Origin of the sequence: Methanoregula sp. (assembly GCF_028712425.1) — an archaeon.
GTDB lineage: Archaea > Halobacteriota > Methanomicrobia > Methanomicrobiales > Methanospirillaceae > Methanoregula.
In genome coordinates this window covers 155,343-181,816 of record NZ_JAQTQD010000001.1, presented here as the reverse complement: position 1 = coordinate 181,816, position 26,474 = coordinate 155,343, and the positions used below count along the sequence as shown (strand labels likewise).

At 56.2% G+C, this 26,474-nt stretch carries 22 protein-coding genes and 1 tRNA gene; 11 read left to right on the top strand and 12 right to left on the bottom strand.

The features are described 5' to 3' along the window. Positions 1 to 22 precede the first annotated feature (22 nt). The gene (locus PHF39_RS00775; RefSeq protein WP_300219146.1) at positions 23 to 760 is read right to left on the bottom strand and encodes a metalloprotease family protein; all 738 of its coding nucleotides are present in this window, start codon (positions 758 to 760) and stop codon (positions 23 to 25) included. A 109-nt stretch (positions 761 to 869) separates the two neighbouring features. Between PHF39_RS00775 and PHF39_RS00770 the strand changes: the two genes are divergently transcribed. Beyond that, positions 870 to 2,993, top strand: a complete 2,124-nt coding sequence (locus PHF39_RS00770) for a thioredoxin domain-containing protein (protein ID WP_300219144.1) — start codon at positions 870 to 872, stop codon at positions 2,991 to 2,993. On the opposite strand, the gene PHF39_RS00765 is transcribed toward PHF39_RS00770, so the two are convergent. The 3 genes from PHF39_RS00765 to PHF39_RS00755 form a co-directional block, all read right to left on the bottom strand. After that, positions 2,994 to 3,470, bottom strand: coding sequence for a pyridoxamine 5'-phosphate oxidase family protein (locus tag PHF39_RS00765; RefSeq protein WP_300219141.1), 477 nt, complete (start codon positions 3,468 to 3,470; stop codon positions 2,994 to 2,996). Between the two features lie 70 nt (positions 3,471 to 3,540). Then, the gene (locus tag PHF39_RS00760; protein WP_300219138.1) at positions 3,541 to 4,851 is read right to left on the bottom strand and encodes a 2'-5' RNA ligase family protein; all 1,311 of its coding nucleotides are present in this window, start codon (positions 4,849 to 4,851) and stop codon (positions 3,541 to 3,543) included. 81 nt (positions 4,852 to 4,932) lie between these two features. Continuing rightward, entirely contained in the window at positions 4,933 to 5,106 is a 174-nt protein-coding gene (locus PHF39_RS00755) for a hypothetical protein (RefSeq protein ID WP_300219135.1), read from the bottom strand. Positions 5,107 to 5,264: 158 nt separating this feature from the next. Between PHF39_RS00755 and PHF39_RS00750 the strand changes: the two genes are divergently transcribed. Both PHF39_RS00750 and PHF39_RS00745 read left to right on the top strand, forming a co-directional pair. After that, the gene (locus tag PHF39_RS00750; protein ID WP_300219132.1) at positions 5,265 to 5,948 is read left to right on the top strand and encodes an HAD family hydrolase; all 684 of its coding nucleotides are present in this window, start codon (positions 5,265 to 5,267) and stop codon (positions 5,946 to 5,948) included. 135 nt (positions 5,949 to 6,083) lie between these two features. Continuing rightward, entirely contained in the window at positions 6,084 to 6,626 is a 543-nt protein-coding gene (locus tag PHF39_RS00745; protein ID WP_300219129.1) for an arginine decarboxylase, pyruvoyl-dependent, read from the top strand. 506 nt (positions 6,627 to 7,132) lie between these two features. Here the strand turns inward: PHF39_RS00745 and PHF39_RS00740 are convergent. From PHF39_RS00740 to acsB, 6 genes are read right to left on the bottom strand one after another with little or no spacing between them, the layout of a single operon-like run. Next, a complete protein-coding gene (locus PHF39_RS00740) occupies positions 7,133 to 7,903 on the bottom strand; it encodes an AAA family ATPase (protein ID WP_300219126.1) in 771 nt (256 codons plus the stop codon). Between the two features lie 17 nt (positions 7,904 to 7,920). Beyond that, on the bottom strand, positions 7,921 to 8,967 hold the full coding sequence (locus tag PHF39_RS00735) for a hypothetical protein (protein WP_300219123.1): 1,047 nt from the start codon (positions 8,965 to 8,967) through the stop codon (positions 7,921 to 7,923). Between the two features lie 5 nt (positions 8,968 to 8,972). Next, entirely contained in the window at positions 8,973 to 10,874 is a 1,902-nt protein-coding gene (locus tag PHF39_RS00730) for an ASKHA domain-containing protein (RefSeq protein WP_300219121.1), read from the bottom strand. After that, positions 10,875 to 12,212: an acetyl-CoA decarbonylase/synthase complex subunit gamma gene (gene acsC / locus PHF39_RS00725; protein ID WP_300219119.1), complete on the bottom strand. Its 1,338-nt coding sequence runs from the start codon at positions 12,210 to 12,212 to the stop codon at positions 10,875 to 10,877. It abuts the gene before it with no gap. 1 nt (position 12,213) lies between these two features. After that, positions 12,214 to 13,170 (bottom strand): acetyl-CoA decarbonylase/synthase complex subunit delta, encoded by a 957-nt coding sequence (locus PHF39_RS00720; RefSeq protein WP_300219116.1) that lies wholly within the window; start codon positions 13,168 to 13,170, stop codon positions 12,214 to 12,216. Between the two features lie 5 nt (positions 13,171 to 13,175). Beyond that, positions 13,176 to 15,206, bottom strand: coding sequence for an acetyl-CoA decarbonylase/synthase complex subunit alpha/beta (acsB, locus tag PHF39_RS00715; RefSeq protein WP_300219113.1), 2,031 nt, complete (start codon positions 15,204 to 15,206; stop codon positions 13,176 to 13,178). Positions 15,207 to 15,389: 183 nt separating this feature from the next. Between acsB and PHF39_RS00710 the strand changes: the two genes are divergently transcribed. Continuing rightward, complete coding sequence (locus tag PHF39_RS00710; protein ID WP_300219110.1) at positions 15,390 to 16,427, top strand: carboxypeptidase regulatory-like domain-containing protein; 1,038 nt, start codon at positions 15,390 to 15,392, stop codon at positions 16,425 to 16,427. A gap of 82 nt (positions 16,428 to 16,509) precedes the next feature. After that, positions 16,510 to 18,033, top strand: a complete 1,524-nt coding sequence (locus PHF39_RS00705; protein WP_300219107.1) for an MBL fold metallo-hydrolase — start codon at positions 16,510 to 16,512, stop codon at positions 18,031 to 18,033. Between the two features lie 552 nt (positions 18,034 to 18,585). On the opposite strand, the gene PHF39_RS00700 is transcribed toward PHF39_RS00705, so the two are convergent. Further along, on the bottom strand, positions 18,586 to 19,446 hold the full coding sequence (locus PHF39_RS00700) for a DNA adenine methylase (RefSeq protein WP_300219104.1): 861 nt from the start codon (positions 19,444 to 19,446) through the stop codon (positions 18,586 to 18,588). 119 nt (positions 19,447 to 19,565) lie between these two features. Between PHF39_RS00700 and hxlB the strand changes: the two genes are divergently transcribed. The 3 genes from hxlB to PHF39_RS00685 are packed head-to-tail and all read left to right on the top strand — an operon-like array spanning position 19,566 to position 22,320. Continuing rightward, complete coding sequence (gene hxlB, locus PHF39_RS00695) at positions 19,566 to 20,165, top strand: 6-phospho-3-hexuloisomerase (protein WP_300219101.1); 600 nt, start codon at positions 19,566 to 19,568, stop codon at positions 20,163 to 20,165. A 9-nt stretch (positions 20,166 to 20,174) separates the two neighbouring features. Further along, positions 20,175 to 21,278, top strand: a complete 1,104-nt coding sequence (locus PHF39_RS00690; protein ID WP_300219098.1) for a pyridoxal phosphate-dependent aminotransferase — start codon at positions 20,175 to 20,177, stop codon at positions 21,276 to 21,278. A gap of 4 nt (positions 21,279 to 21,282) precedes the next feature. After that, complete coding sequence (locus PHF39_RS00685) at positions 21,283 to 22,320, top strand: M42 family metallopeptidase (protein ID WP_300219096.1); 1,038 nt, start codon at positions 21,283 to 21,285, stop codon at positions 22,318 to 22,320. An 85-nt stretch (positions 22,321 to 22,405) separates the two neighbouring features. Here the strand turns inward: PHF39_RS00685 and PHF39_RS00680 are convergent. After that, a tRNA-Arg gene (locus tag PHF39_RS00680) sits at positions 22,406 to 22,477 on the bottom strand. A gap of 415 nt (positions 22,478 to 22,892) precedes the next feature. On the opposite strand from PHF39_RS00680, the gene PHF39_RS00675 reads away from it, so the two are divergent. The 3 genes from PHF39_RS00675 (at position 22,893) to PHF39_RS00665 (ending at position 26,448) form a co-directional block, all read left to right on the top strand. After that, positions 22,893 to 23,987, top strand: a complete 1,095-nt coding sequence (locus PHF39_RS00675) for a carboxypeptidase regulatory-like domain-containing protein (RefSeq protein WP_300219093.1) — start codon at positions 22,893 to 22,895, stop codon at positions 23,985 to 23,987. Further along, positions 23,984 to 25,327, top strand: coding sequence for a response regulator (locus PHF39_RS00670; RefSeq protein ID WP_300219090.1), 1,344 nt, complete (start codon positions 23,984 to 23,986; stop codon positions 25,325 to 25,327). Before PHF39_RS00675 ends, PHF39_RS00670 begins: the two co-directional genes overlap by 4 nt. A gap of 131 nt (positions 25,328 to 25,458) precedes the next feature. Continuing rightward, entirely contained in the window at positions 25,459 to 26,448 is a 990-nt protein-coding gene (locus tag PHF39_RS00665) for a DUF1616 domain-containing protein (RefSeq protein ID WP_300219087.1), read from the top strand. Positions 26,449 to 26,474: the final 26 nt, after the last annotated feature.

The window sequence follows — 26,474 nt, the reverse complement described above, 5'->3', positions numbered from 1 at the left end:
TTAATACCGATCTGATCGATCTTCAGCGGACCAGCGGCCGGCTGATGTACACAAACCAGATGAGCAGGGGAAGCGAGAGCAGGAGTGCGATGAGCCCGAAGGCAAGCCCAAGCGTAAAGCCCATGCCGGCGATGCTCGTAATCTTCCAGAGAATGCTGACAGCCCACGGGATGCCGGAGAGAAAGATGAGAATGCCTGCTGCCGCGACCAGCGCGATACCTGCGGCTGCGTTCTTAAGGTCCTGCGAACTCGGGGCCATGGAGAGGACAAGACTGAGGGTCAGGTACAGGTAGAGGAGGAACCACGGGTGGAACGCGGAGACAAGGTTGGCGTCAAAGATGCTGACAACCGCGAATACCAGCGTGTGGAGTGTACCTGAGGAATCGATAGTGGCAGGAAGCGGGGGAAAGACACAGCCAAGGTATTCCGAGAATACCATGGTCAGCCCGGCGAGGACAAGCGGAATGCAGAAGAGGGGCGCGGAACTGATGATGAGGTTGCCCAGCACAGGGATCTTCGGGCGCGTGTAGGTGACCGAGCCGCCATCCCGTGAAAGGAGGACAATCTTCGTGATTTGTGCACCGGTCAGGATGCAGCCAAGCACATGGCAGCACTCGTGGACAATAACGCCCGGGGCCCGCACGGCAAGGTAGAGGAACCGAAGCGGCAGGACCTGCGCCCAGAGGTTGTCGAGCATGACCGAGATGCACATGATGGCAATGCCGGAAGCGATGACAATGAGAAAGGGAAGGGGATCCATGGTGACCGGAGCTGTACGAATAGTTCTCGCAAAAGAATGATAAGCATGCCGGCCTGGTGAGAGGTGTCTCTTCTGAAAGGCTGATATCCCGGAAGGCCCCAGTCAGCGTATGCAGGACCGGGAACCCGGCGGAGAGGGCAAAAAGGGCAACCGTCTCTCGCGGGAGAAGAGCCCCTATCTCCTCCAGCATGCAGAAAACCCCGTGGACTGGTTCCCGTGGGGCGAGGAGGCATTCTCCAGGGCGGTACGCGAGGACAAGCCGATCTTTCTCTCGATCGGGTACGCAACCTGCCACTGGTGCCACGTGATGGCGCACGAGTCATTCGAGGACCCGGAGGTTGCAGAGCTGCTCAACCGCGACTTTGTCGCTGTCAAGGTGGACCGCGAGGAGCGACCCGACATCGACAGCACGTACATGCAGGTCTGCCAGATGCTGGCAGGTCAGGGGGGCTGGCCGCTGACGATTGTGATGACCCCGGAGAAAAAGCCGTTCTTTGCTGCCACCTATATCCCGAAAGAACGGCGGTTCGCGCTTTTTGGTCTGCTCGACCTGCTCCCGCGCATCACAAAGGCCTGGCGGGAACAGCGGGGAGAACTCCTCCGGTCCGCAGAATCCATCACCCTCGTCCTTGAGACACGGGATATGGCATCAGCCGGGCCGGAACCGGATGCCGCACTGCTGGACGAGGGGTACGAGGATCTCCTGCTCCGGTTCGATCCTGGATACGGGGGATTTTCCGGTGCCCCGAAGTTCCCGACACCGCATACCCTGCTCTTCCTCCTCCGGTACTGGAAGAGGACGGGGAAGAAGCGCGCCCTCGATATGGTGGTAAAAACACTCGACGCAATACGGGACGGCGGGATCCACGACCATGTCGGCGGAGGATTCCACCGGTATTCTACCGATGCTCAGTGGCGTGTCCCGCACTTTGAGAAGATGCTGTACGACCAGGCGCTCCTCCTGATGGCATACACCGAGGCATTCCAGGCAACAGGGAACGATCGCTACCGCGAGACCGTGATGTCAACGGTACGGTATGTCCTGCGCGATCTCACCTCGCCGGAAGGGGCGTTCCTTTCGGCCGAGGACGCAGACAGTCCCGGGGGCGAGGGGGCATTCTATCTCTGGACAACAAATGAGCTGGAAGAATTCCTCGGGAAGGACGATGCAGCACTTGCGGGCCGGGTATTCAATGCCCGAAAAGAGGGAAATTTCTCCTCACCGGAATCCCCTGCCGGGGAAAACATCCTTTACCGCACCCTGACGGACGAGGCCCTTTCTTCCGTCACCGGCATGCCCGCGGGGGAACTTGCCGGACGCATTACCTCCGTAAGGGAGCGGCTCTTTGCAGCGCGGGGGAAACGCCAGCGCCCCCGGTGCGATGACAAGGTGCTCCTTGACTGGAACGCGCTGGTGATCGCTGCGCTGGCAAAGGCTGCCCGGGTCTTTGGCAGGGATGAATGCCGTCTTGCCGCAGAACGCGCAATGGATTTCCTTCTTACACGGATGCGTACCGACAACGGAAGGCTCTGGCACCGGTACCGTGACGGTGAATGCGCGATCATGGCGTTTGCCGACGATTATGCATTCCTGGGCCTTGCATTGCTCGAACTGTACGAGTGCACCTTCGATCCCCGGTACCTCGCCGAAGCGCTTGCGGTAATGAAAACCTTCCGCGACCATTTTCTTGACAATGAAAACGGGGGCTTCTTTTTCTCTGCAGACGATGCGGAGGCGCCCCTTGTCCGGAACAAGGAGATCTACGACGGTGCTGTGCCCTCCGCGAACTCTGTTGCCTGCGAAGTCCTGCTCCGGCTCTCACGGTTTACCGGGAATACAGAGCACGGGGAGATTGCGGCTCTCCTTGCCCGATCCTTTGCCGGCCGTGTCCGCGAATCTTCGTCAGCGTTCTGCTGGTTCCTCTGCGCTATTGAACGCGCAGTGGGCCCTTCGCAGGAGATCGTGATCGCTGGCGACCGTGAATCTCTTGCAGTCCGGGAACTTCTTGCTGCCGTACACTCCCGGTACCTTCCCCACTGCACGGTGATCCAGAAACCGGCTTCTGATAAGGAACGTGCCGCTGCCCTCGCGACTATTGCCCCCTTTACCTGGGATATCCCCGCCGACCAGCATGCAGCGGCATATCTCTGTTCGGGCACAACGTGTTCCGTTCCGTTTACGGATCCCGGCCTGCTTGGAAAGGAACTGGAGCGGGAAAGAAAAAACGGGTGATTACAGGTTCTTCAGCGAGACGATGTCTTTTACCCCGGCGAGTTTCCAGACAAGGGAGCGCTCTTCCTCGGCTATGGCAACCGGGGCATCCAACGGGGAGTGACCGAGAGCGGCAAGGATATTGCACGAGAGGTTGCGGTCAACGATTAAGTCTACAAACTTCTCCCGGATCAGTTTCTTCTCGATGGAGTCATGAACCTCTTCCAGGTATCCCTGGAGCGTGACGAACGTATAACTGGAGAGGTCCTTTGTGTATTTCTCGATCTCGACAGAGACATACGGGCTTTTGCGGAAATAATCGAGTTTCTTGCCATATTTGGTCGAGAGGAAGTAGAGGAACGATCCATCGAAGACATAGAGGAACGGTGCGATGTACGGGTATTTCTCTCCCTGGAATGCGATGCGGCAGATATACCCCTTCTCGATTAACCGGTCATATTCTGCCTTGTCCATCCGGGGGATTTTTATGATTTCCATAGGTTCCCAAACCTCATTCCTAACGAGAGACGATAAACCTTTTCAAATGGGGTCGGAGAGGGGGAATGCATCAGGGAATGTGAGGATAGTTCAGGAGTACGGGAGCGGCATTGCCTATCTTTTTACGGTCACGGATTGTTTCGCAAATCGCTGAAAGGCTTGCCGGCACATGCCCGATCACTTCGGCACTGACATTGATCCGTTTGTGCACAAAGTCGATGAACGGATAGTTCCGGAGATCGTTATTATGGTAGTGGCCATGGACTACCCATCCTTCGAAGTCCTTCGGGGCATCCGCCGGATCATGGACAAGGCAGAACCGGAGTCCTTCGTGTTCGATGATGACAAATGGGACAGAAGCCGGTTCCGGGCTGTCATGGTTTCCGGCAATGAAGACAGCATCGCCGCCAAGCATGGCACGGTACTCCCGGGGCGGACGGGCGTGTGGGCCGTAGCAGAGATCGCCGATATGGAAGATTTTCGTGTGTTCCGTGCAGCGGGCATTCCAGTTGCCGATAAGAACACGGTCCATTGTCCCGGTATCACCGGTGCGGAAGGGGCGGGAGCAGTACCGGATGATATTAGCGTGGCCAAGGTGCAGGTCTGCGATCAGGAGGATGTCCCCGGGATCGGCCGGATCGGGTGCCGTGAGTTCGAAACCGGCATACCGCCGGTACCGTTCAAGCGCCTGCTGCCAGCCGGTGCTGTCGTGCCGGTGATCACCGGTGACCCAGCATTTCTCAAAAAGATCGTATTCCGCAAGGATCCGGTCCCCGTTCATAACCGTGATCCGGAGACCGGTCTCGTCAAGGAGTACGGGTTTAAGGGGGGGCCAAAACCGCGTATGGATATGGTATTCGAGCAGCGACCGGATCCGGAAGAACAATCCCCCGGTAAGGCGGTTCTGTGGTTCTGCGGTTTCTGATTCGAGCAGCGCGGAGAAGATCTTTGCAGCGGTCTTTTCTTTGAGGTGGTTTGCAACGGTAACGTGATACCATTTCTGTTCCGGGTGGCCGTCCCAGGCATTGTGGCTCTTTGTCAGGGGAGTAAGGGCATGCGAAACCTTTGCGATCAGCTGCTTTAAGGGTTCGGATGGCCGGACAGAAAAGGCGATGACACTCCCGTGCATCCCGGCCCGTTTCTCGAACCCGTCCATGGTGAACGGGAGAGGATCGAAGCCTGATGCAATGGACCCGATGCAGTCAAGGATCTGATCGCGGGAAACGCCCGGAAGCAGTTCCATGGGCCCGAAGAGCGTGAGATGGGGGTGGCGTTCCAGAGAGCGGGTGATTCCGGCGGTTGTGGCGATCGATGCTGCGGTTTTTCGGATCCGCTGTTTTGTCTTTCCAAGCCGGATCTCCACGAGATAGATGTCATCCATAGGCGGGCGGTTCTGGTGAAATAGTAGTGTATGGGCGGTCTTTGGGATTAAAGGTACATCCCGGAAAAAAGGATAGGAAGATCAGGCGTTTGTCTTCTGGTGTGCCATACCGAAGAGCATGGCAATTCCCACAAGAACAGTCGCCACCCCTCCCATGCCAAGCACGATGCCAATCCACGGTGCAAGGCTGGAGGCAAATACGATACCGGCCGCTATCAGGACACCACCGATCATGATAGTTACGACAGGTCTCATCACTGGTTCTGCAATATGCGATCCCTCCGTAGAGTATCACATAGGTAATCACCGGTTGTATTTACAGGTTGCCATCAGGGGGACCCATGGCGTGGAATGAGATGGAATGAGGAATACCAACAGCATCTTTACGTCACCCGGTCAATAAGCTGGAAGCGATGAGCACATCCGGCGCTGTCTCAACCCTCTTATTCGACATGGACAATACACTGTTTGACCTCGTGGAGGCACAGGGGACCTCCTGCCATGCGGTGGCACGGTTCCTCGGGCATGATGACGGGGACAAGCTCTTCTCGTACTTCCTCCATCCGGTGCACGGCTTTGAATCGCATGCCAACATCCGGCAGTACATGGAAGACCGCCGTATCCCGCTGGACGGGGCGTTCCCCGCGGCCTGCCGGGTGTATGAATCAGTGAAACTGAATGCCATCCGCCCGTATCCCGGGGTTGTGGAAACCCTGCAGCACCTCTCGGATGAAGGATACCCGATGTGTATCGTAACGGATGCTCATTCCCGCGATGCAACCCTGCGGCTCGAGAAGACCGGCATGCTCCGGTACTTCACGAGCCTTGTCTCGTTCGATCTTGTGCAGGAGAAGAAACCGGGATCCGGCCCGTTCCTTACAGCACTAGAGATGATGCAGGTATCCCCTTTGGATGTTCTCCTTATTGGCGACAGCATCCGCCGCGACATCGAGCCCTGCACCCGGCTGGGGATCCGGACGGTCTATGCCCGCTACGGGGACCGGTTCTCAGCAGACAGGCAGGGGCGTGGCGCAGATTATGCTATTGATTCCATGAGCGAGCTCCCGGGAATTATCCGAAGGATCAACCGTGCCTGAAATTCTGAACCAAATTGCCAAAAGCACGCGGTTCCATCATACCAAAAAATAATTTCAAGGAATTAAGGCGGAATTACAGGGATTTTTCCCTGGTTAACCAATAACTTAAAAAAACGGACGCCCCCAATTAAAAGTATGTACGTTCCGAAAGAGATCTTTTTCACCAAAGGAGTTGGTGTCCATAAAGATCGTCTCGCTTCGTTCGAGCTTGCACTGCGGAAAGCCGGTATCGAGAAATGCAATCTCGTATACGTATCAAGCATCTTTCCCCCGCAATGCAGGCAGGTCACGCGGTCAGCCGGGCTCAAAAAACTCAAGCCCGGTGCAATAACCTTTTGTGTCATGGCACGGAACGACACCAATGAGCCCAACCGGCTCGTCTCCTCTGCTATCGGTCTTGCCCTCCCGAGCGATACGGCCGAATACGGGTACCTGTCGGAACACCATGCCTACGGGGAGACGGAAAAGAAGACCGGTGAATATGCCGAGGACCTTGCAGCAACCATGCTGGCAACAACGCTCGGCATCGAGTTCGATGTCAATGCCGCGTGGTCGGAGCGCGAGCAGACGTACAAGGCAAGCGGCAAGATCATCAAGACCAAGCATACCTGCCAATCCGCAGAAGGGGATAAGAACGGGCTGTGGACAACGGTTATTGCGGCTGCGGTGTTTCTCTGATTTTTTCAGATTCTTTTTTTTTGAAAATTTTCAACCAGTTTTTGCGGACAAAAAATGAGCCATTACAGTTCCATCGAGATTAATGAAGTAACTGAGAAAATTTGGTTCTGTAAAGATCATCTTTTGGATAATTGCCCCCCCTTGCGCCTCCGACTGGTTTGAAAAACCAGGAGGATGAGAAGAACGCGGATGCGTTTTTCGAAGGTCGGCTAATGCCTCCCTTCTCATTGTCGAGGTTCTGATGAACCTCTCCAACTTCGAAAGCCCTGCCTCGAAGAACCTTGCAGGTTCTTCTTGTGTCTCACCTCTAAAGAGGTTCGACACCCCTAAAGGGGGCGGGGGCGCGGGTGATGCTTCCGTATTAGCTGAATGCAATTCTGATAGATAGGGGTGTTTTTTTTAAAAGGAACTGATGCCGCCGCGGGGCGCCCTTCGGGGCGGCGGCCGTTCATCCCAAATGGGGGTATGGCAGCATCAGCCCCCATCATCATTTCAAACAATAATTACTAACGTGAGTCTTCCCGCTCCCGCTTCATCTCCCGGATCCTCTCCGCCAGTTCCCGCACCGCAATCCGCGCCGGCGAATCATCCGAAATCAGCGAGACCGGCTCCGCCGCCAAATCCGCTTTCTCGACAGCAGGGTCTTCCGGAATAAAAGCGATAGGCGATTCTTCTCCAATGTCAACCGAGGCCGCACCTGTCTTGTACTGATTAAACACAACGCGGATCTTCTCTTTTTCAAGGCCGAGCTGGGTGGCGATCTCCCGGATCCGCGCGATGGTCCGGAGCCCCCGGGCGCCGGGATCGCTGACAATGAGGAGGAGGTCCGGCTTCCCGATGGTGCCCCGGCTGATATGCTCCATGCCGGCCTCGGTATCGATGACAATGAAGTGGTAATCGCGTTCAAGCCGTTCCATACATTCCGAGAGCAGGTCGTTTGCAAAGCAATAGCAGCCCGTGCCCTCGGGCCGGCCCATGGCCACGAGATCGAATCCCTCGCTCTCGACAAGGGCCTGACGGAACCGGAACCGGACATAATCGTGACGGTTCATACCGGGTGGAATATTCCGCGAGAACGCCTCCTCGCGCATGCTCCCGAGCGTCTCTTTCACGGGAACGCCCAGGGCCTCGTGCAGGTTGGCATTCGGGTCAGCGTCAACCGCAAGGACGGGGCTCTCGCCCATGGCGATGAACGACCGTACAAGGAGGGAACTGACGGTGGTCTTGCCGGTTCCTCCCTTGCCGGAGACCGCAATCGTAAACGGGTGTGGCGGCATTTAGTCTCTCTCCATGGTCAGCAGGCAGGGAGGTTTTTTTCCGCCCTTATGCGGTGCGAGATCTCTGCTGCTGCTCTCATGATGGCAAGCGAACCTTCCTGGTCGGCAAACCGGATCCCGCAGCTCGGGGTGATCAGTGATTGGGCGTCGAAGAGTTTCTCCGGCATTTTCTGGCAGAGCTGGGTGCGTATCTCGAAATACTTCTCATACAGTGAGTCCACGGTCTCCGTTGCGAAGATCTTGTATTCGGCCGGAACGATCCCCCATGCAACAACGCCCCCCCGCTCCATGTAGGAGATGACCGCGTTGGAATAGAGGAGGAACTCCTTTGCCGTTGCATAGGCATCGAGGGAGATGACTGCGGGGTTGAGTTCCATGACAAACTCCCAGTCCGTGTTGGAGCAGCAGTGGACGCCAAGCCCGCCCTGGACGAGCGATGCGATATCCTCCCATCCCGCTTTCACGGTATCCTTGTCAACCGGGACAACCGAGGAGCCGAGCGATGCAAGGTAGGGTTCGTTCAGGACAATAAGGGTCTCTTTTGCTCCGCACTGCTCTTTCATCGCGTTCTCGCACCAGCGCGCCTTCAGCGCGATCATCTTGGAGAGGACATCGGCAAGCTGGTTATCGTAATAGATCGGGCGCTTCTCCGCATCCACGACCTGCATGCCGAACGTGACCGGGCCGGTCACCTGGCACTTGAGCACGCAGGCGGAGGGGAGATTACGGGTGAGCATTTCCATGAATGCCGAAGCATAATCCTTGTTGAGACCATATCCGGCAAAGTCCCCTTCAACAAAGTCCATGTACACCTTCTCCATTGCCGCGGTCTGGTCCTGTGTGCTGTCGAACAGGAGCCGGTCCTCGCGAATGACACGCCCCGGGAGCTGTTCTGAGTCATTGAAGACAATGCCTTCAAGGAGAGCGCGGTTTGGCAGTGTCGGGATATACGGGAAATCCGGAAAGAGGGCGAGCACATCGTCGCAGGCCTGTTTCGGGTCGGTGTGGGGGAGCCCCCCGACACCGGTTGCGAGGGAGCAGGGCGGTGGTATCATCTTTGCCATGATACTCACTCCTTCCGGATCCGGCAGGAATCGAGCAGTTCCTGGACTCCCGGGAAGAGCGAGAAGTCCGTGTGCGGGAGGAATGTGCTGCCGGTGTACTCGTCCATGAACGAGCTCTCGGCATTCAGCTCGATATACGCGATCCGGTACGCGATATCGTCGAGGGTCTTTCGGGCCCGGCGGTTGATGAGCGCAATGTTTGCCCCGGTGACTGCCCCGTTGCCGATATTTTTGATGTCTTTTAAGTCAATCTCCGGGATCAGGCCGATGATGGTTGCGTTCTTTTTGTCCAGGTAGTTGCCGAATGCACCGGCAAAGTAGATGGTCGAGATATCCTTGTGGGTCACGCCTGCTTCTTTCATCAGGGTGACGCAGGCAGCGTGGACCGATGCCTTGCTCATGATCAGGTTCTTGATATCATTTTCCGTGATGACGATATCCTTCCCGGTATCTGTCTCCTTTGCCCAGGCGACGACAAATTCCGGGAAATGCGTCCCTTTCCGTATGCGGGGGTGTTCGATCCCGGTGTTGATCCGCCCGGTCCGGTCGATGACGCAGACGAGCAACAGCTCTGCGAGAAGATCGATGAGCCCCGAGCCGCAGATGCCCCGGGGTTTGATCCCGTTGATGGTCGAGTATTTCGGGTCGAGCGTGACCGGGTCGATGGTGATCTTCTCGATTGCCCCGGGATTGGCCCGCATGCCAAAGAGCACTTCGCCCCCTTCAAGGGCCGGGCCGGCTGCGCCTGCACAGGAGAACATCCATTCCTTGTTCCCGAGAACCACTTCGAAGTTCGTGCCGATGTCCACGAGAAGCGAGATCTCTTCGCGCTCCCCCATGCCGCAGGCAAGGATGTCGGCAATGATATCGCCCCCGATAAAATCGCTGACCGCGGGGAATGCATAGACGCCGCCATTCGGGTTGCAGGCAATCCCGAGCCGGCTTGCCGCAATCGAGAGTGCCCTGCGGACAACCGGGACATATGGCTCGGCGATCATGTAAGCCGGGTCGATCCCAAGGAGCATATGGGTCATGACCGTGTTGCCCGCAACAACCACATCGTAAATGTCCTCCCGGTCGATCCCCGCTGAGTTCGATGCTGAAGTGATGGCCTGGTTGATGCTCTCGGCAGCAAGCGCCTGGAGCTTTGTCAGTCCGTTCTTCCGGGCAAAGTTGACGCGGGCAAGAATGTCCTCCCCGCAGCTGATCTGCTTGTTGTAGTTCGAGGCAACGCCAACGACCTTCCCGGTGACCAGGTCCCAGAGATACACGACAATGGTTGTCGAGCCCAGGTCAACGGCAGCCCCATAGACCCGTTTCGAAGTATCGTTCTCCTGGAGGTCGATGACCCGGTAACCGCCGGGCACAAGGCCGATGGTTGCCGTCACCTTCCATTCGCTGTGCCGCAGGATGGACGGCATCTCCCGGAGCACTGCGAGTGGTGCATACATCTTCTCTGCTACCGGCCCCCCGCTCTTCTGGATTCCCCAGAGGAACCGGGAAAGGTCCGGTGACGGGTCCGCGAGGCTTGGGGGGTGGAGCTCAACATAATACTTCCGGACTGAGGGATGGAACTCGATCTCGTGGTCGAGCCCCTCGACAAGGATCTTCTGCTCCTGGATGAGGGTACTCTCGGGAACGAAGACATGGAGGTCGCCCTGGACAATCGTCTCGCAGGCAAGGCAGCCGCCTTTCTGCAGCTCGGGTTCGGTAAAGAACCTGCCATATTTCTGCCGGTCGAACTCTGCCCGGCCCGACCGGATAAAGACAATGCACTTGCCGCACTTGCCTTGTCCGCCGCAGACAACGTTCATGGAGAGGCCGGCCCGCTGTGTGGCATCGAGCACCGTCGTACCCCGGGGGACATCGATCTTGTAGTAACTCGGGAGGAAGGTTACAGTCCGCATCTATTTCTTCCACTCCTGGTGCAGGTACTCCCCGATCTCTGCTGCATCGCGGGGACCGACAAGGACTTTCCAGCCGGTCGCGTCTTCAATCCTCCCGGAAAGCGGGGAGGCATAGCCGGGAATGATCAGTTTCCGGTGGGAGACCTCGTTCTCGAGCCCGAATGTCTTGATCGAGTCCCGGACCAGCATCTCGGAGAGTTTTCCCGCAGCCACTGCTGTCAGGACTGACAAGCCTTCCGTGTCAACGATCAGCATAAAGCAGGGGACGCGGGCGGATTCAAGGTATCCCTGGAGCGTGAAGAACGTGAGCGAGAAGTTCACGGTCATCAGGACCGGGGAGTCCTTGTCCGGTGAACCCACGCGATAAATGCCCGGGTTCATCTGGATGGGCTTCTGCGGATCGGTATAGATGTTCTGCCGGAGGGTAAGGGCAGCTTTGGCGGACCCGGACGGGAGAGGATCGGTGACGATGACAGACCCGTATTTGACAATTCCCAATGCAACCGCTGCATCCTCCTGCCCGGTCTCTGCGGCATTAAGGTACACCGGATACCCGAGATCCGGGACTGCACGGGTGATGGCGAGCTGGCGGACAGCCGTGGAACGCCGGATAAATTCACCGAAGTTTTCAGGCGCAAGGTCAAGGACAAGATCAGTCACGCCATCGGCCGTGCAGGTCTTCACCAGGTTCACAAGGTCATCGAGGCTGCCGGATCTTACGACAAGCGGGCACCCGTGCTGTCTGGCAAGTGCGCACATCTCCTGCACATTATCCTGTGTTGCCGCGTGGAGGAGGGGGCGGTAGGTGCCGCAGTGGACCAGCGCAGCCTTCAGCGCTGCCGTGTCTTTCGATATGAGGACAGGCGGGAGGTGGGCTTCAACTTTTTCCACCGTTTCCACTGCCCGGGCAAATGTCTCCGCTGAACCGCTCACGTTCTCTATGGCGATACCATTGAACCGAAGGTCAGCACCAACACGCGTGAGGACTTCGTCCCGTACCCTACGGGTTATCGCAACGATCTCCTCTGCAGGCATGGTGTCGGTGACCCGGAAGACAAGGCCCGGGGGGTGGTAGAAGGTCTTCTCGTGGCGGTACAGGACCGTTTCCTCCCCGACCTTGAAATTTTTCGTGCCAACACCGATCTTGACCAGGCGGATCGGCGGGCGGGTTGTTGCACCAAGCACGGACTTTGCCTCGTCGCTCAGGTACGGGCAGAGGTCGAGGTCTGCTTTCCCGCCGGCAAGTTTCATCGCGAACGTGAGACAGGTCGGATCGCCGCACTCCTTGCAGTTCTTCTTGGGGAGGAGCTTGTAGATATCCAGTGCCTTGAGGGCCATCTCACGGCACCCCCGCGGACTGTGCCGGTTGTTTCATGCCGGCAAGCGCCTTTCGTAAGGGCACGATGGTTCCGGGATGGCGGACACAGAGGATCTCTGCCCCGGCCGTTGCGGCTGCAAGGCAGGTGAAGAGCTCCCACTGGATTGCCGTCTCGTCCTGCAATCCGTCGCCAGCCTCCCGCACTTCCTTGATCGTGAGAGTATCGGCCGATGAGCAGATCATTGGCATGGCAAGGTCGGTGTCCCCCTTGAGGGCAGAGAATCGTATTCGTTCCATGGCAGAGTACGAGTACTCGAAACCGTACCCGAGCGCTCCCGTGTATGGATCAATCACGATATGGTCGCGTTGCACCCCGATCTCCTTTAAGAGGATGTTGAGCTGCTTTGCCAGGTTGATGTCAATGGGCGACTGGGCGATGATGGAATGGTTGTAGGCAAGGGCAGCTGCTGCGATACTGCGGTACTTCCCCGCTTCTGCAGTCCCGAGAAGGAGCCGTTCGCCCTGGCCGGCCTCCCCGCATTTCTGGTACACCTCGCTGTCGATCTTCGGCTCGTTGCTCCCCTCGATGATAACCGGGAGACTTGTGGCCGAGAGGACGCCTTCGACAACACTGCCAAGCGAGGCGATATCGGAAAAGTTCCTCTGCTTCGTGCTGGTCAGGTGGAGCCGGACAAGGTCGGCACCGTAGTCGGCATCCGCCTTTTTTGCCCATTCATTTGCATTGTTGACAACATCCCCGCAGTAGTCTTTCACAATGGGTGACCAGAAGTCGGGGTTGTCGCAGATCTCAAAAGCAATGAGCGGAGCGGGCGAGGAGGGCGACGATTCGAGGAAGGGAAGTGTCGTCCCCCCACCGATACGGTACGAGATCCTCCGTGTCCCTCCATCCGCTTTTGTTGCACCGAGGACCACTTCGCCAATAGGGGTGGTCCAGCCGAAATTCATTTCGAACGGCATGGTCCTCACACCAGTGGCTTCATCGTCAGTGCAGGATGCCCGCCCCGCTCTAAAAATTCTATGAGCGCTTCGATGGTTTCGGCAGTGGTCTCATCCGCAACCTTGTCAAGGAACCCGGTAAGGCCCCGTTCTTCGAGTTTCTTCTCAAGCCGCTCTTTGAGTTCCTCTTTCAGCGCAGCCGGCATCCAGACGAGCCGCTCGATCCCTCCTTCCCCCTGGAGGAAGCGGTCCGAGAGGATATAGTTCTTGGAGATACCGGCAAAGCCCGGTGTCTGCGCCCCGCCGCCAATCGTTCCCGCAAGCGTTGAGAAAGTCATGCCCGAGGGGGTCATGCCTTTGTATTCCCGGTTCACGACCATGATCCCGTTCACTTCGGGCAGCATCAGGGCGATTGCCTCGAAACAGCCGCAGCAGGTCATCGGGTATTCCATCACGCTATAGAGGGAGCAGCGCTCGATCTCCCCGTGGCTCGCTTTCTTGACGAACCGGTTCACCCCTTCAAACTCCCCGGTCAGCTCGTTGATAACCGCACCCTTCTCGATGGGCTGGTTGGCGCCGGACGGTGACATCTCGTAGGCAATCTTTCCATCAAGCCAGCTGATCGCCCCGCAAAGAGCGAGCCGTTCGGGAGTGATCACGCAGACATGGTTTGGGGCGAACGTCTGGCAGAGCGTGCAGGAATAGTATGTGTTCACGTCGGAATCGCGCATGCCCTTGATCCGGGCATCGCGTTCATCGTACACCCGTTCAGCCTCTTTCTTTGCTTCGGCAACCTTAGCCGGGTCCGTGATCAGCGTCACGGATACCGCATCGAGCAGCTGGGGGAAGTCCATCCGGAACTTGCTTGCCAGCAACTTTCCGATGTGCTCGATCTTCACCCCTTTTGCCACGGCTTCTTTCGAGATCCTCACCCAGATGAGATCGCGCTGGGCAACGTGCCAGGAGCCTTCGCCGTAATTGACAAAATTATGGATGCGGCGTTCGAGGACCGGCTCGTAGTCCTTCTTCATCGTCTTCCCGGCTACTTCGATGATGATCCCGAGCGGGTTCGCTGAGCCCTCCTTCATAGAATCGATCTCCGTACCGATGACTGTGACCTTGCCATCTTCGATCCCGGAAGGCTCGCGCATCCGGAGAAGCTCAAATGCAGTGGACCGGCCGCCACCGAACTCTACATACATCTCTTCTTTTCTTATGCTCTTTCCCTCAAATGCCGGTGAACAGCTCATGGGGATCGGGATTGCCGTGACATTGACCCGGATGCCCCTGAGCTCCATTCCCTGGCGCACCACATCGCCCGGGGTTGCCGGAACCCAGGTTGCATTCTCGTACCCGCCAAGGGAAAGGATGGGAAATCCCAGCACCCGCATGCCATCGACAAGGGCAATTTCCTCATCGGTCAGGCCGGGGAAGACAATCACGATTGCCTTGGCACGCTCGGCCGCGTATGTCAGCAGGCGGTGCATGTCACCGGGCGTAACCCCGCCAAACATCATGGCAACGCGGGCAACGATGTCCACAAAATGAATACCGTAAAACGGGGATGAGCCCAGGGGGATGAGGCGATAGTCGAGTCCGACCTTCACGCCGGCTGCCGACAGCGATGGGACAACAGTTCCTGCAAGGAATGTGAGCATGTATTTTTCCTGCAGCTCACGGCAGATGGCAGCGGCGCTCCCTTCTCCTTTGGGAGTTCCGACAATGAGTGCGAGCCCGAGAATGCTTCCGTCCACGAGAGAATAACCGAGCTTCCGGATTACCGTGTCGCTGATGAAACCGGTATACGGTGCAGGTTCCTTTCCCTTTACTGCGGTCTGTTCAGCCAGCAGGCATTCGGATGCTACGATGGGATTGCCAGCGGTCTTTTTGAAAACATCTTCCGCTGCTGCACGGTCGTGGACTGCGACACCGGTCAGCGCGTATGATATCGGGAGGTGGTAGGCCGTTTCTTCATAAGAGAACGGTTTCTGGATCGATGCGATCCTCGTTTTCAATGACTCTTCGCCATGTTTTTTGGCTGATTCTACGTCGGTCATTACCTCTTTGCCTCGTACCAACAGTTACCCGGTAATATAGATATAGTTTCGTTCTTTGATAATCCGGAATCCGTCGGATTTGGCGTACTACCGCAAATGATGACCGTAAAGGAGATATAGAGTAGCACAGTGATATTCTTTATAAATCGAGGCACTGTTATGGGAGAGAGTAGTATAAAGAGAATGATTCCACGGCTGGTTTTGCTCCTCGCCGTCATCTTCTGCATCCCGCCGGTATTGGCAGAAAACAGCACAATATCGATCGCCTACTGGGGCAGCGGCGGGTACTATATTGGCGATACGATTATCTTCGACGGGACATCCCCCTCCGGGAACTCCACGGCAATCAGGCTGACCGGGCCGGACCTGCCGGCAAACGGTGTCCCAATTTACGATCTCGATGGTGCCGAGGGAACCGGGAACCCGGTTGTAGTCAAAGATGACGGGAAATGGCGTCTTGTCTGGTATACGGGATCGATCAAGGGCGTTGACAAGATGCAGACTGCCCGGTACTATATCACGGTTTTTGATGTGAACAATCCTGAAGTATCCGCAAAAACATCGGTCATGATGAAGAAACCGGATTTCTATGTTATTGCAAATCCCGACACGCTTGAAACCGGGGAATACCTTCAGCTCCAGGGGACGGCTGAACAGGGGACCTCTGATATTCACATCATAATCAGCGATGAGGTCGGGAAGGTCTACCGCACGTACGATACTGCTGCAAGCCGCTCAGGATATTTCACCTATGCGTTCCGCGTGGATATGCCTCCGGGCACCTACTATGTGACCGTCTCAAGTCCCTCTGTCAAGAACACGTACCGGACCACAATTACGGTAGTGCCGCCTGCTACTCCCGTGGCAAACGTTACGCTCGCACCCACGACACCTGCGGGAATGGCAGCGGATGCCGGCACGCTCTCCGTATCCTCCAACCCGGCCGGCGCTGCTGTCTCTGTGGACTCGGTCAGTATGGGTGTCACGCCAATTACCCTTGCAAATATCGCTCCGGGAACGCACACTGTAGAGATCCGGTCGCCCGGGTACCTCACCTTCTCTCTCCCGGTGACGGTCTATGCCGGTGAGACCACCTCCCTCTCCCCGGTGCTGGTGAAAAGCCCGCTCTCCCTTCCGGTTTCTCCCGTTACAACCCTTGCCGGTGTGATCATCGCTGGGGTTGTCCTCCTTGTTGGTTGTGCGGTGCGGAAGACAGATTAATCCCGCTCTTTTTTGAACTTTTTTTGAGACCATAATGTATATTGACGACCGGGCGCAACGGTAGTACCTCAATCGGGATATCATGCAGAAGTATTCTTTTGTCGCTCACATGCCGGATGAACCCGGCTCATTGCACCGGGCAGCCGAGATCATCAAGCACTATGATGGCAACATCAACCGCATCCAGTTCGACCGGCGTATCGATCCCGGGACGGTATTCTACGAGGTGACTGCAACTGAAGAATCGTACCGGAAGATCATGGAAGACCTTACCCGGATCGGGTATCTCCAGACATCCCTTGTAACGCTGGATTTTTTGAAGTTCTGCGTCTATCTCCCGCACCGCCCCGGGGCACTCTACGAATTCCTCTCGTACATCACCTCAGCCGGAGCAAATATCGCCCTGATCGATTTTGACGATAAGGGCCGTCATCCCGATCGCCTGACCATCAGCCTGAACCTCGAACAGAGCAGGGAGATCGACCGCCTGCTCGACGAGCTCAAGTCACGGTACCGGCTCGAGATCATCGAGTACGACCGGACCGGCCGGCACCTCGATGATACGGTCTTCTATGTCCGGTATGCCCAGGCAGTCCGCGAGCTGATAGGCGAATCGGAGGATGCGTTCCTGCTCTCTTTTCTCGCGGACAGTAACCATATAGCGCAGGAACTCATGGACCGCGGGTGCAATCCCCACCAGGTCTTTGAAAGCGTGCTTGCAACCGGCCGGACCATGATGGAAACCTCGGGACCGGGTTTTTATGCATCGGTGCAGCAGTTTACGATGGCACCCGAAATAACCCTGTACTGTTTCCAGCCTCCGTGCGGGGGATCGGTCTTTCTCATCAGTTCTCCGGACGACCTGGTGATGATCGATACCGGGTACGGCATCTACCACAATGACTTTATGGCGCTCTTCTCGCGGTATGGGATTGACATGCGGAAACTCTCCCACATTATTGTCACGCATGCAGACGCGGACCACTGCGGGGCATCGGGGCACTTCTCCGTGCCGGTTCACATGCACAACGGTACGCTTGCGATTATCCGCACGAACAACCGGGGCTGGGGATCGCGGAGCCAGGAGTCGGTACTTGAGGAGTTCTATACACGGATGATCAACCTCTTCTCCCGGTTCCAGGTGCCAAAGGATATCTGCTGTTTTGGCGAGCCCAAAGGAGAGAAGCGTGGGATCTTCCCTGTTATCGCGACGGTGTCCGTCGGGCCGATGCAACTGGACGTGCTTGACGGCTTAGGGGGACACACCTTCGGGCAGGTATTCCTCTATTCGCGCGATCATGGCCTGATTTTCGCGGCCGACAGTGTCATCAATTTCGGGAGCCTGACCAAGGCCCGGGCGGATTACAGTTCCCTTGCCGCATTCCTGGTCACCTCTGTCAATGTCGACAGTGACCGGGCAAAGCAGGAGCGGATTGCCCTGATGGCCCTTGCAGAGGAGACCGACAAGGTCCTGGAATCTTCCGGCCGGCGCTGTCTCATCTGCGGCGGACACGGGGCTGTCTCGTTTGTCGAGAACGGGAAGCTGACTGCCTTTGGCCAGATAGAAGAATATCACGCGGGAAAAATATCACGCGGGAAAAACTGACTGAATGTCTACCCGGATACCATCCGGAAAGTATCTGCGTAACAGATAAATAATAAAGGCATTTCCGGCCCGCCCCCGCAGACGGACCGGATTGCCTGAGGCGAAAAACGGTATTATAAGATTAATGTGGAGTGGGGGCATTGTGCATTGGAAGTGGGAGACACAAATCTTGTCTCCTTTGTCTCTGCTCAACCACGTTTGACCGGCTTTCCTGGTGTCACCTCCGTTTACTTCTTTTCAACACTGGTACTCACGACGGGTATGTTGCGGACGGTTGCCACGCACGAGGGTGATCCGGGCCCGGAAGATCTTCTGCTCCTGAAATCATCCGTATAACATGGATCACAACCCGGGATATCTTTTATGGAAATTCCCGGTATCGTCCCGTTTTTGTCACCAGCGTTGTCTGTACCGTGCTGTTGCCGGTCAGGGACCGGTTTGCACAATGACCTGTTGTGACAGAATGTACTAATAACCCTTTTATTTGCATGGCATTTCTGCTTGGCATACAAAATACAAATTTTTGTTTCCATTTTACGGAGGAGAATTCGTTCATTCCTTATCAAAGGAATAGTTCGTGACAATAATCTCCTGGATCCCCCGCCTCCGCTCTCCATTGCAGTTGATGAAACGCTTGGCATTGACCGATTCAATCGGGAAATCTGCATAGAGTTCCTCGATTTCCGGCACCTTGGAGTTGCTGAGCATGATTTGTACTCCCTTCTGCGTGAGCCGGCGGAATAACCGGGCGAGCCGCTCCTGCTCGGTGAATGGGAACCCGCGGGAGTTATAATCCGTGAAGTTTGCTGTTTTCGACAGCGGCTGGTACGGGGGATCGAAATAGATGAAGTCACCCTTCTTTGCAGTATTCACTGCCAATGCAAAGTCCCGGTTCTTAACCTTCACCTTCTCAAGCATGGCAGAAAACTTGAGAATGCTCGTCTCCGATGGGATGGAACACTTTACATAACTGCCGAACGGGACGTTGAACTTGCCCTTCCGGTTCACCCGCCAGAGCCCGTTGAACCCGTGCTTGTTGAGGTAGATGAGTAACGCTGCCCTTTCGAGAGAATGGTTCCTGCTGCCGATCAGGGTATTGAACCGCTCTTTGTGTTTCTTATATGAGGTCTCATTATTCTGGAAATCCTCGTCTGCAAGCGCCGTGATGAGAGCTCCCGGGGTGTTCTGGACAACGCGATACAGGTTGATGAGTTCGCTGTTGAGGTCGGAGATGACCGCATTTTTTAAGAGCCCCTTGTTCTCAAGATGGACAAGCAATGCACCGCCGCCGACAAACGGTTCATAATAGGTGTCCCAGGATCCCGGAAGCCGGCACTCCAGCTCTGCAAGCAGCTGGCGCTTCCCTCCGGCCCACTTGATGAACGGGGAGCATTTGACGAGCGGGGATATCACATTCAAGTTTGCATGAACATCCCATATAGATCTATCCCCGTGGAGGTATTATTGTCCAACCGGCCCCGCGGGTAGAAACGCTCATCTGTATTGTAGGTGCATCATTTCTGGAGAAAACTATGGAGCGCCACAGGGTACAGGAAATGATGCTTTTGATGGCATCGAACATCCGGAAGATTGCCAACACCATCTCCGATGACGATGTGGCAAAATTCCTCAAGGAGATCCTCAAGGCAAAACGGGTATACGTGATCGGGGCAGGGCGCTCTGGACTTGTGGCAAAGGCGTTTGCCATGCGGCTGATGCACCTTGGCATGCAGGCATATGTTATCGGCGAAACCATCACCCCTGCGCTCTCCACTGGCGACCTGCTGGTGATCTTCTCCGGGTCAGGTAAGACCAAGACCATCGCGGATATCGCGGAGACGGCAAAGGAGATCGGGGCGCACATCTGTCTCATCACCTCCAACCCGGATTCGCGGATTGGCAGGATCTCCGACTGCAATGTCATCATCGAGCACCAGCGTGATGCAGTGACTGACGATGCCGCGGAGTTCGAGATCCGCCAGATGATGGGAGAGCACAAGTCGTTTGCCCCGCTTGGCACACTCTTTGAGACCGTATCCATGATCTTTGCCGATGCCGTCATTTCCCGGCTCATGGAGATCACAAAGACGGATGAGTCTTCGCTCAAGAACCGCCACACGAACATCGAATGAGGGAGTAGCATGACCATGAAATTCTCAGAACGGGTTGCCGGAATCGAGATCTCCGGCATCCGGAAGATCTTCGAAGCTGCAGGTCCGGGATCGATCAACTTAGGCCTCGGCCAGCCGGACTTCGACACCCCGCAGCATATCAAGGACGCTGCAATCAAAGCCATCCAGGAAGGAAAGACCGGCTATACCACGAACAACGGCCTGCCGGAACTCCGTGCCGCTATCAGTAAGAAGTTCAAGAACGAGAACGGGATCAAGTACCACCCCGACCAGCTGATTGTCACGGCCGGTGCAAGCGAAGCGCTCCATATTGTCATGCAGGCAATGCTGAATCCCGGTGACCGCGTCCTCTGCCCTGACCCGGGTTTTGTGTCATATGCATCCCTTGCCACCATTGCCGGCGGAAAGCCGGTCAGCGTCCCCCTGACAAAGACGCTCCATATCGATGTCGAGGCTGCAAAAAAGCTGATGGACGGGGCAACACTCATGGTCATTAACTCGCCCGGCAACCCGACCGGTGCGGTTGAGAGCGAGGAGTCGATCCGGGCCCTTGTCGAGTATGCAGCGGACAAGGGAGTCACCATCATCTCCGATGAAGTGTACGAGCATTTCATTTATGGCAAGAAGCACGTGAGCGTAGCGCAGTTCGGCGACAATGTCATTACCATCAATGCCACGAGCAAGACCTACGCGATGACCGGCTGGAGGATCGGCTATCTCGCTGCATCGCCCGAGATCATCGGCCAGTGCCTGAAGGTACACCAGTACTGCCAGGCCTGCGCAACCTCAATCGCCCAGTATGCTGCAGTGGCTGCCTATGAAGGAGACCAGAGCGCAGTGAAGGTCATGCGGGACGAGTACGAGGCACGGCGCGACCTCATCTGGGGCGGATTAAAAGAACTGGGATTCGATTTCCCGAAGCCTGAGGGAGCGTTCTACACGTTTGTCCCCATGAAGCCCACGCTTACGGAAAAGATCATCGAAGCCGGCGTTATTGTTGTGCCCGGCACGGCCTTCGGTGCCAATGCCCCGGAATATACCCGGTTCAGTTATGCTACATCGCGGCAGAATATTATGACAGCACTTGAGCGGATTGGAAACCTCGTGAAGTGATACCATGGTTAAGGAACTGTTAGAAAAATTATCCAATGCCCATGGCGTTTCGGGCAGTGAAGGAAGCGTATTTGCGATTGTAAAAAAGGAACTTAAGGGCCACGTGGACGATATCCGCGAAGACACGATGGGCAACCTGATCGCAACAAAGAAAGGCGGGAAGTTCTCGGTGATGCTTGCCGCCCACATGGACGAGATCGGCCTGATGGTGAAATATGTCGACGAGAAGGGGTTCATCAGGTTCGTGGCGCTTGGCGGCTGGTACGACCCCGTGCTCTACACGCAGCGGGTCGTCCTGCACTCGACAAAGGGCCCGGTGTACGGTGTTGTCGGTGGCAAGCCCGTCCACATGATGAACGACGAGGAGCGGAAGAAGGGTGTCAAGATCGATGATATGTTCATCGATGTCGGGGCAACGAACCGGCAGGAAGTGGAACTTCTCGGCATCGATGTCGGCACGCCCGTCACTATAGACCGGCAGTTCGCGAAGCTCGCAAACAACCGCGTGACCGGTAAGGCATTCGACAACCGGGCCGGTGTCGCGATGCTGATCAAGGCCATGCAGGAAGTGAAGTCCCCGCATACCATCTATGCGGTCTTCACCGTGCAGGAAGAGGTGGGCCTGAAAGGAGCACGGACGAGCGCGTATTCGCTCGATCCCGACTGTGCCATTGCAACAGATGTCACGATCCCCGGCGACCACCCGGGCATTGACATGAAGGACGCACCTGTCGAGATGGGCAAGGGACCGGTAGTCACCATCGTCGACTCCAGCGGCCGCGGGCTCATTGCGAGCCGGAAGGTTGTGAGCTGGCTCAAAGGCGCAGCCGATGCAAACGATATCCCGGTCCAGCTCGAAGTGGGCAGCGGCGGGACCACGGACGCAACCGCGATTCACCTGACCAAGGGAGGTATCCCGAGCACGACCATCAGCGTTCCCTCGCGGTACATCCATTCACCGGTTGAGGTGCTGGATCTCTCGGATTTGGAAAACAGTGTAAAGCTGCTGGTTGCTGCGCTGAAGAAGAAGCCGGTGCTGTAAATCTTCATTTTTCTCCTTTTTGTTGATTACCGAATTATCAACCTGAAACATTTTTTTTAGAAGAGACTTTGACGTGAAAACCAGACGCCCCGGCCGGGACTTGAACCCGGGTCAAAAGCTCCGGAGGCTTCTAGGATGTCCACTACCCTACCGAGGCATTGTTCGGCCATGCACGGTGCAAAACCCCCCACGCACACACCTCTTCCGGATAACTTGGGTGTCTGCGACGGAGGCCGGAGATCACTCCGCACCCGTTCACGGTACCATAATTAGAACACCTCATTCTGTATTAAAGCTCTCGGAAACCGGAAGACAGGCTGACTTTCCCCTTCAATGGTTTTTATCCTGTTGTATGCAGAATGAGAACGAGGACATGCATTGCCCGTTACCGGAAAACTGGCAAAAATGATGTATATTGCTGGAATTATGCTGCAAACAACCCGCGTAATGCAGATATTTGGATAGAAAGTATTGTTAACTCCCTGCAATAAATAATAAATAACTAATATTAGATCGCAGGGCCTTGCGAAAATTACCCCACCTGTATGTTGTTTCTCCCACATCCCGGAAGTATGGGCAGGATCGTTCTCGTACTCTGTCTTCTCTCACTGGCATGGACGGTCAGTGCTGCGGAACCGGGATCCCTTACCGTGGTTGTCAAGGATGCCCGTTCCAAGACCGTTGTCGGGGGAGCGCTGGTATACCTTGACGGCGCGTACAAAGGGACAACAGCAGATTCTTCTGGCGTCATAACTCTTACCGGCCTTAAGGATGGCACCCATACCGTGCGGGTCACCAAACCGGATTTCCGGGAAATCACCAAAAAAATTGTCTATCCCAATGAGATGACGGTCTCCGTTGAGATTGCACGGGGTGCGCTCGTACTCCTGAATGAAGAGGGTGAGAAACAGGGTGCAATTAACGTAGTTTTTTATCCTTCATCAACCTCCTACAGTTGTACGGATCATGCAAAGATCTCAACACCGGTCTATATCGAGAACGAGACCCGGTTCCGGGAGGACGTGATGAAGGTGATACAATCAACATACCTGGACCTTGACAAGATTACCCCGTCAACCAAAATCCTTCCTGCTGATTACCGTGACCGGTTTAATTTTTATTACTACTATGACCCGTCAGCACCCGCGGATGCCTTCGAAGGTTGTGCCGGGACAATTCCCGGCAAGTACTGGAAAGAGGTGACGTTTGTCGATGTAACGGTCATCCTGTACCCGAAATACCACGGCACCTATTCGGATGCTGCCTGCATGCCGACCGGGTGCAGCCAGGACTACGGGCCTGGCCGCAACCTGATGAAGGCTCCGGTAAACCAGCTGACCCTGATCCAGCACGAGACCGGGCATGCGTTGTACGACCTTGTCGATACCTACTGCGGCAACACGTACTATTACCAGAATGACCCGCATGCAAATGTCTGGAGTTCTCGCGAGAACTGCGAGTCAGACGCCCGTTCTGATGGACGGGATCCCGCGCAATGCCGGCAGATCCAGCAGGCAGCAGCAACCGGTTCTTCCGTGAGCTGCAGCCAGCCCTACTGGCGGTGGGACCCCATGCCCGATATCATGGCAAGCGGGTACCGGGGAAAATTCGGTGAAGCGGCCACACAGCGGATCAACTATGTACTCTCAAAGGTGGTGACATCATGAGCTTGCGGATACTGTCCAGTCTCCTCATTATTGTTCTTGTGTGCTGCAGTTTCTGCCCGTACGGGGCAGCGGCTGATCCGGTGGTGCCTGATTTCGATAAGATTGTCCGGATCCAGCTGAAATACCTGGACGGGGCATACTCGCTTGAATCCGCTGAGATCCAGTACGGCAGGGCCCCGAACCTGGCGCTCCAGTCCGGAGAATTAAAAGGCAGTATTCTCGATACGACCGGAAAAGAACGACTCTCGTTCTCTTCCCGGGAACCCTGGCGGGCCCAGGGGGACATCCTCGGTGACCCGGAGGGGCGCACCCTGATCGGTTATACGGAAGGCGGGGACGCAAGCGACATGAGCATCACGGTCCCCTGGGTGCAGGACATGGCAGCCTTCACGCTCACGGACTCGCGGGACGGGGCGCTCCTGGTAACTGCTGATCTCACTCCTGCCGCAAGCCTCTTCTGCGCTGACTACCCGGGCGATCCGGACTGCCAGGCACGCGGGGCGTCATCCCAGCTGGCTGCAATGGAACCGGCACCCCAGGCAACTTCCCTGCCCATTGTCTTCATGGTATTGTTCTCTCTCTCGGTCTTCCTCGCGGCCGGTCTTGCCATCATGACGGTGAGGAGAAGGGTAGCGGCAACGGGGATCCCGGAGGGAGCAACTGCCGCGATAAAAGCGGTAAAACAGACAGTGCTCATCGTAGATGATGATCCCGAGATGGTAGAGATCATCCACCAGTTCCTCACGGATGAGGGATACGCGACCATTCACGCCTTGAGCGGGAAGGAATGTCTCAATATCTTAAAAAAGCAGCTCCCCGACCTGATCCTTCTCGATGTCCTGATGCAGCCGATGAACGGGTGGGAGACTCTCGAGCAGATCAAGAAGGATCCCATAACAAAACCGATTCCGGTCCTGATGCTGACGGGCAAACGTCTCACGTCTGCGGAGGCAAAGCAGTACAACATCTGTATCGACGACTATATCACGAAACCCTTCCGGCATGAAGAGATTTTCACTGCGATCGACAATATCCTCCAGAGAAAACAACGCTTTAAAGACGGTCTTGAGCTGGCAAAGAAGGTTGGCGTTGACCGCGAGAAGTTCTGCGAGCTGGCGAAGCTCTCCCGCCGGATCACGGTCAACAAGAAGATCATCGATATCCTGCAGGCCCCGGCCGGGACACCCGCCTGGGGACCCGATGAGCTGACACCGGAAAACAAAGAAGTGATCGAGCAGATCACCATAACAACCAGGGCCAACGAGCAGCGTGCCGAGCAGCTGAAGACGGAGATCAACAAGGTATTCCGTTCCAAGGGTGTGCCGGAGATCAACTGGTAATGCTGAAATCCGGTTGCACCCGGAAATTACCAGCATAATCCTTTTCTTTTTTCGATCAATGGGAGTTCGCCTGCCGGTGCAGGAAGCAGAACCCGACATCCATATTATCCCAAACGATGAATATTCCTGTCATGGATCAGCCGCAGCACCCATACGACACGGTTGTTGCAGCCTTTGCGTTAACCCGGGTGCCCCGGGACCTGCTGGCCTGCGAGATCTGGCTTCTTTGTGCCATCCTCTGCATCTATGTTCCGTTCCTGAACGAGTCTTTCTTTCGAATCCTGTTCGGTATTCCGCTGGTCCTCTTCATCCCCGGCTATGCACTGATAGCAGCGCTCTTTCCCGCTGCCCGCGATCTTGATGGAATCGAGAGAGTGGCACTCTCGTTTGGCCTCTCCATTGCCATCGTCCCCCTGACCGGGCTTGTCCTGAACTACACCCCGTGGGGGATACGGCTCGATCCGATTATCATCTCTCTCTCACTCATCACGATCTTCCTGTGCCTCCTTGCCCAGTACCGCAGGGCGCAGGTCCCGGAGGAAGAACGCTTCTTTGTCCCGTTCCAGGAGATCCAAAATGCCATCGAGACTGAATTCTTTCCCCGGGAAGGAAGTTCCCGTACCGACCGCATCCTTTCCATCATCCTCCTTGTTGCTATTGTCGCCGCCATAGCCACAACGGTCTTTGTGATTGTTGTCCCCAAGGAGGGCGAGAAGTTCACGGAGTTCTTTATTCTTGGTGAGAAGCAGAAGGCCGCCGATTACCCGACCCGTCTTGTCACCGGGATGAACAGTTCCCTCTTTATCGGCATTGGCAACCATGAGTACCGGCCGGTGAACTATACGGTCGAGACGTATTTTATGAAGATGACTTTCGACGAGAAAACCAACACGAGCACCCTGCATGCCATGGACCGTATCGACCGGTTCCCGGTACAGGTCGCCCATAACGAGACCACGGTCATGCCCTGCACTATCATGCCGGCAGCCACCGGTGACTATAACCGGCTCGAGTTCCTTCTCTTCAATGAGATCGTGCCCGACGATGGGATCACCGGGACAGAACGCATCAACCAGAGTTACCGCGATCTCCACCTCTGGGTGTCGGTCAGGTCCCCGTAACCTGTGCCGGCCCGGCCTGGAATACA

Coding starts and splice junctions, on each gene's coding strand:
- PHF39_RS00775 (WP_300219146.1), bottom strand. CDS start 760: ATGGATCCCCTTCCCTTTCTCATTGTCATCGCTTCCGGCATTGCCATC.
- PHF39_RS00770 (WP_300219144.1), top strand. CDS start 870: ATGCAGGACCGGGAACCCGGCGGAGAGGGCAAAAAGGGCAACCGTCTC.
- PHF39_RS00765 (WP_300219141.1), bottom strand. CDS start 3,470: ATGGAAATCATAAAAATCCCCCGGATGGACAAGGCAGAATATGACCGG.
- PHF39_RS00760 (WP_300219138.1), bottom strand. CDS start 4,851: ATGGATGACATCTATCTCGTGGAGATCCGGCTTGGAAAGACAAAACAG.
- PHF39_RS00755 (WP_300219135.1), bottom strand. CDS start 5,106: ATGAGACCTGTCGTAACTATCATGATCGGTGGTGTCCTGATAGCGGCC.
- PHF39_RS00750 (WP_300219132.1), top strand. CDS start 5,265: ATGAGCACATCCGGCGCTGTCTCAACCCTCTTATTCGACATGGACAAT.
- PHF39_RS00745 (WP_300219129.1), top strand. CDS start 6,084: ATGTACGTTCCGAAAGAGATCTTTTTCACCAAAGGAGTTGGTGTCCAT.
- PHF39_RS00740 (WP_300219126.1), bottom strand. CDS start 7,903: ATGCCGCCACACCCGTTTACGATTGCGGTCTCCGGCAAGGGAGGAACC.
- PHF39_RS00735 (WP_300219123.1), bottom strand. CDS start 8,967: ATGGCAAAGATGATACCACCGCCCTGCTCCCTCGCAACCGGTGTCGGG.
- PHF39_RS00730 (WP_300219121.1), bottom strand. CDS start 10,874: ATGCGGACTGTAACCTTCCTCCCGAGTTACTACAAGATCGATGTCCCC.
- acsC (WP_300219119.1), bottom strand. CDS start 12,212: ATGGCCCTCAAGGCACTGGATATCTACAAGCTCCTCCCCAAGAAGAAC.
- PHF39_RS00720 (WP_300219116.1), bottom strand. CDS start 13,170: ATGCCGTTCGAAATGAATTTCGGCTGGACCACCCCTATTGGCGAAGTG.
- acsB (WP_300219113.1), bottom strand. CDS start 15,206: ATGACCGACGTAGAATCAGCCAAAAAACATGGCGAAGAGTCATTGAAA.
- PHF39_RS00710 (WP_300219110.1), top strand. CDS start 15,390: ATGATTCCACGGCTGGTTTTGCTCCTCGCCGTCATCTTCTGCATCCCG.
- PHF39_RS00705 (WP_300219107.1), top strand. CDS start 16,510: ATGCAGAAGTATTCTTTTGTCGCTCACATGCCGGATGAACCCGGCTCA.
- hxlB (WP_300219101.1), top strand. CDS start 19,566: ATGGAGCGCCACAGGGTACAGGAAATGATGCTTTTGATGGCATCGAAC.
- PHF39_RS00690 (WP_300219098.1), top strand. CDS start 20,175: ATGACCATGAAATTCTCAGAACGGGTTGCCGGAATCGAGATCTCCGGC.
- PHF39_RS00685 (WP_300219096.1), top strand. CDS start 21,283: ATGGTTAAGGAACTGTTAGAAAAATTATCCAATGCCCATGGCGTTTCG.
- PHF39_RS00675 (WP_300219093.1), top strand. CDS start 22,893: ATGGGCAGGATCGTTCTCGTACTCTGTCTTCTCTCACTGGCATGGACG.
- PHF39_RS00670 (WP_300219090.1), top strand. CDS start 23,984: ATGAGCTTGCGGATACTGTCCAGTCTCCTCATTATTGTTCTTGTGTGC.
- PHF39_RS00665 (WP_300219087.1), top strand. CDS start 25,459: ATGGATCAGCCGCAGCACCCATACGACACGGTTGTTGCAGCCTTTGCG.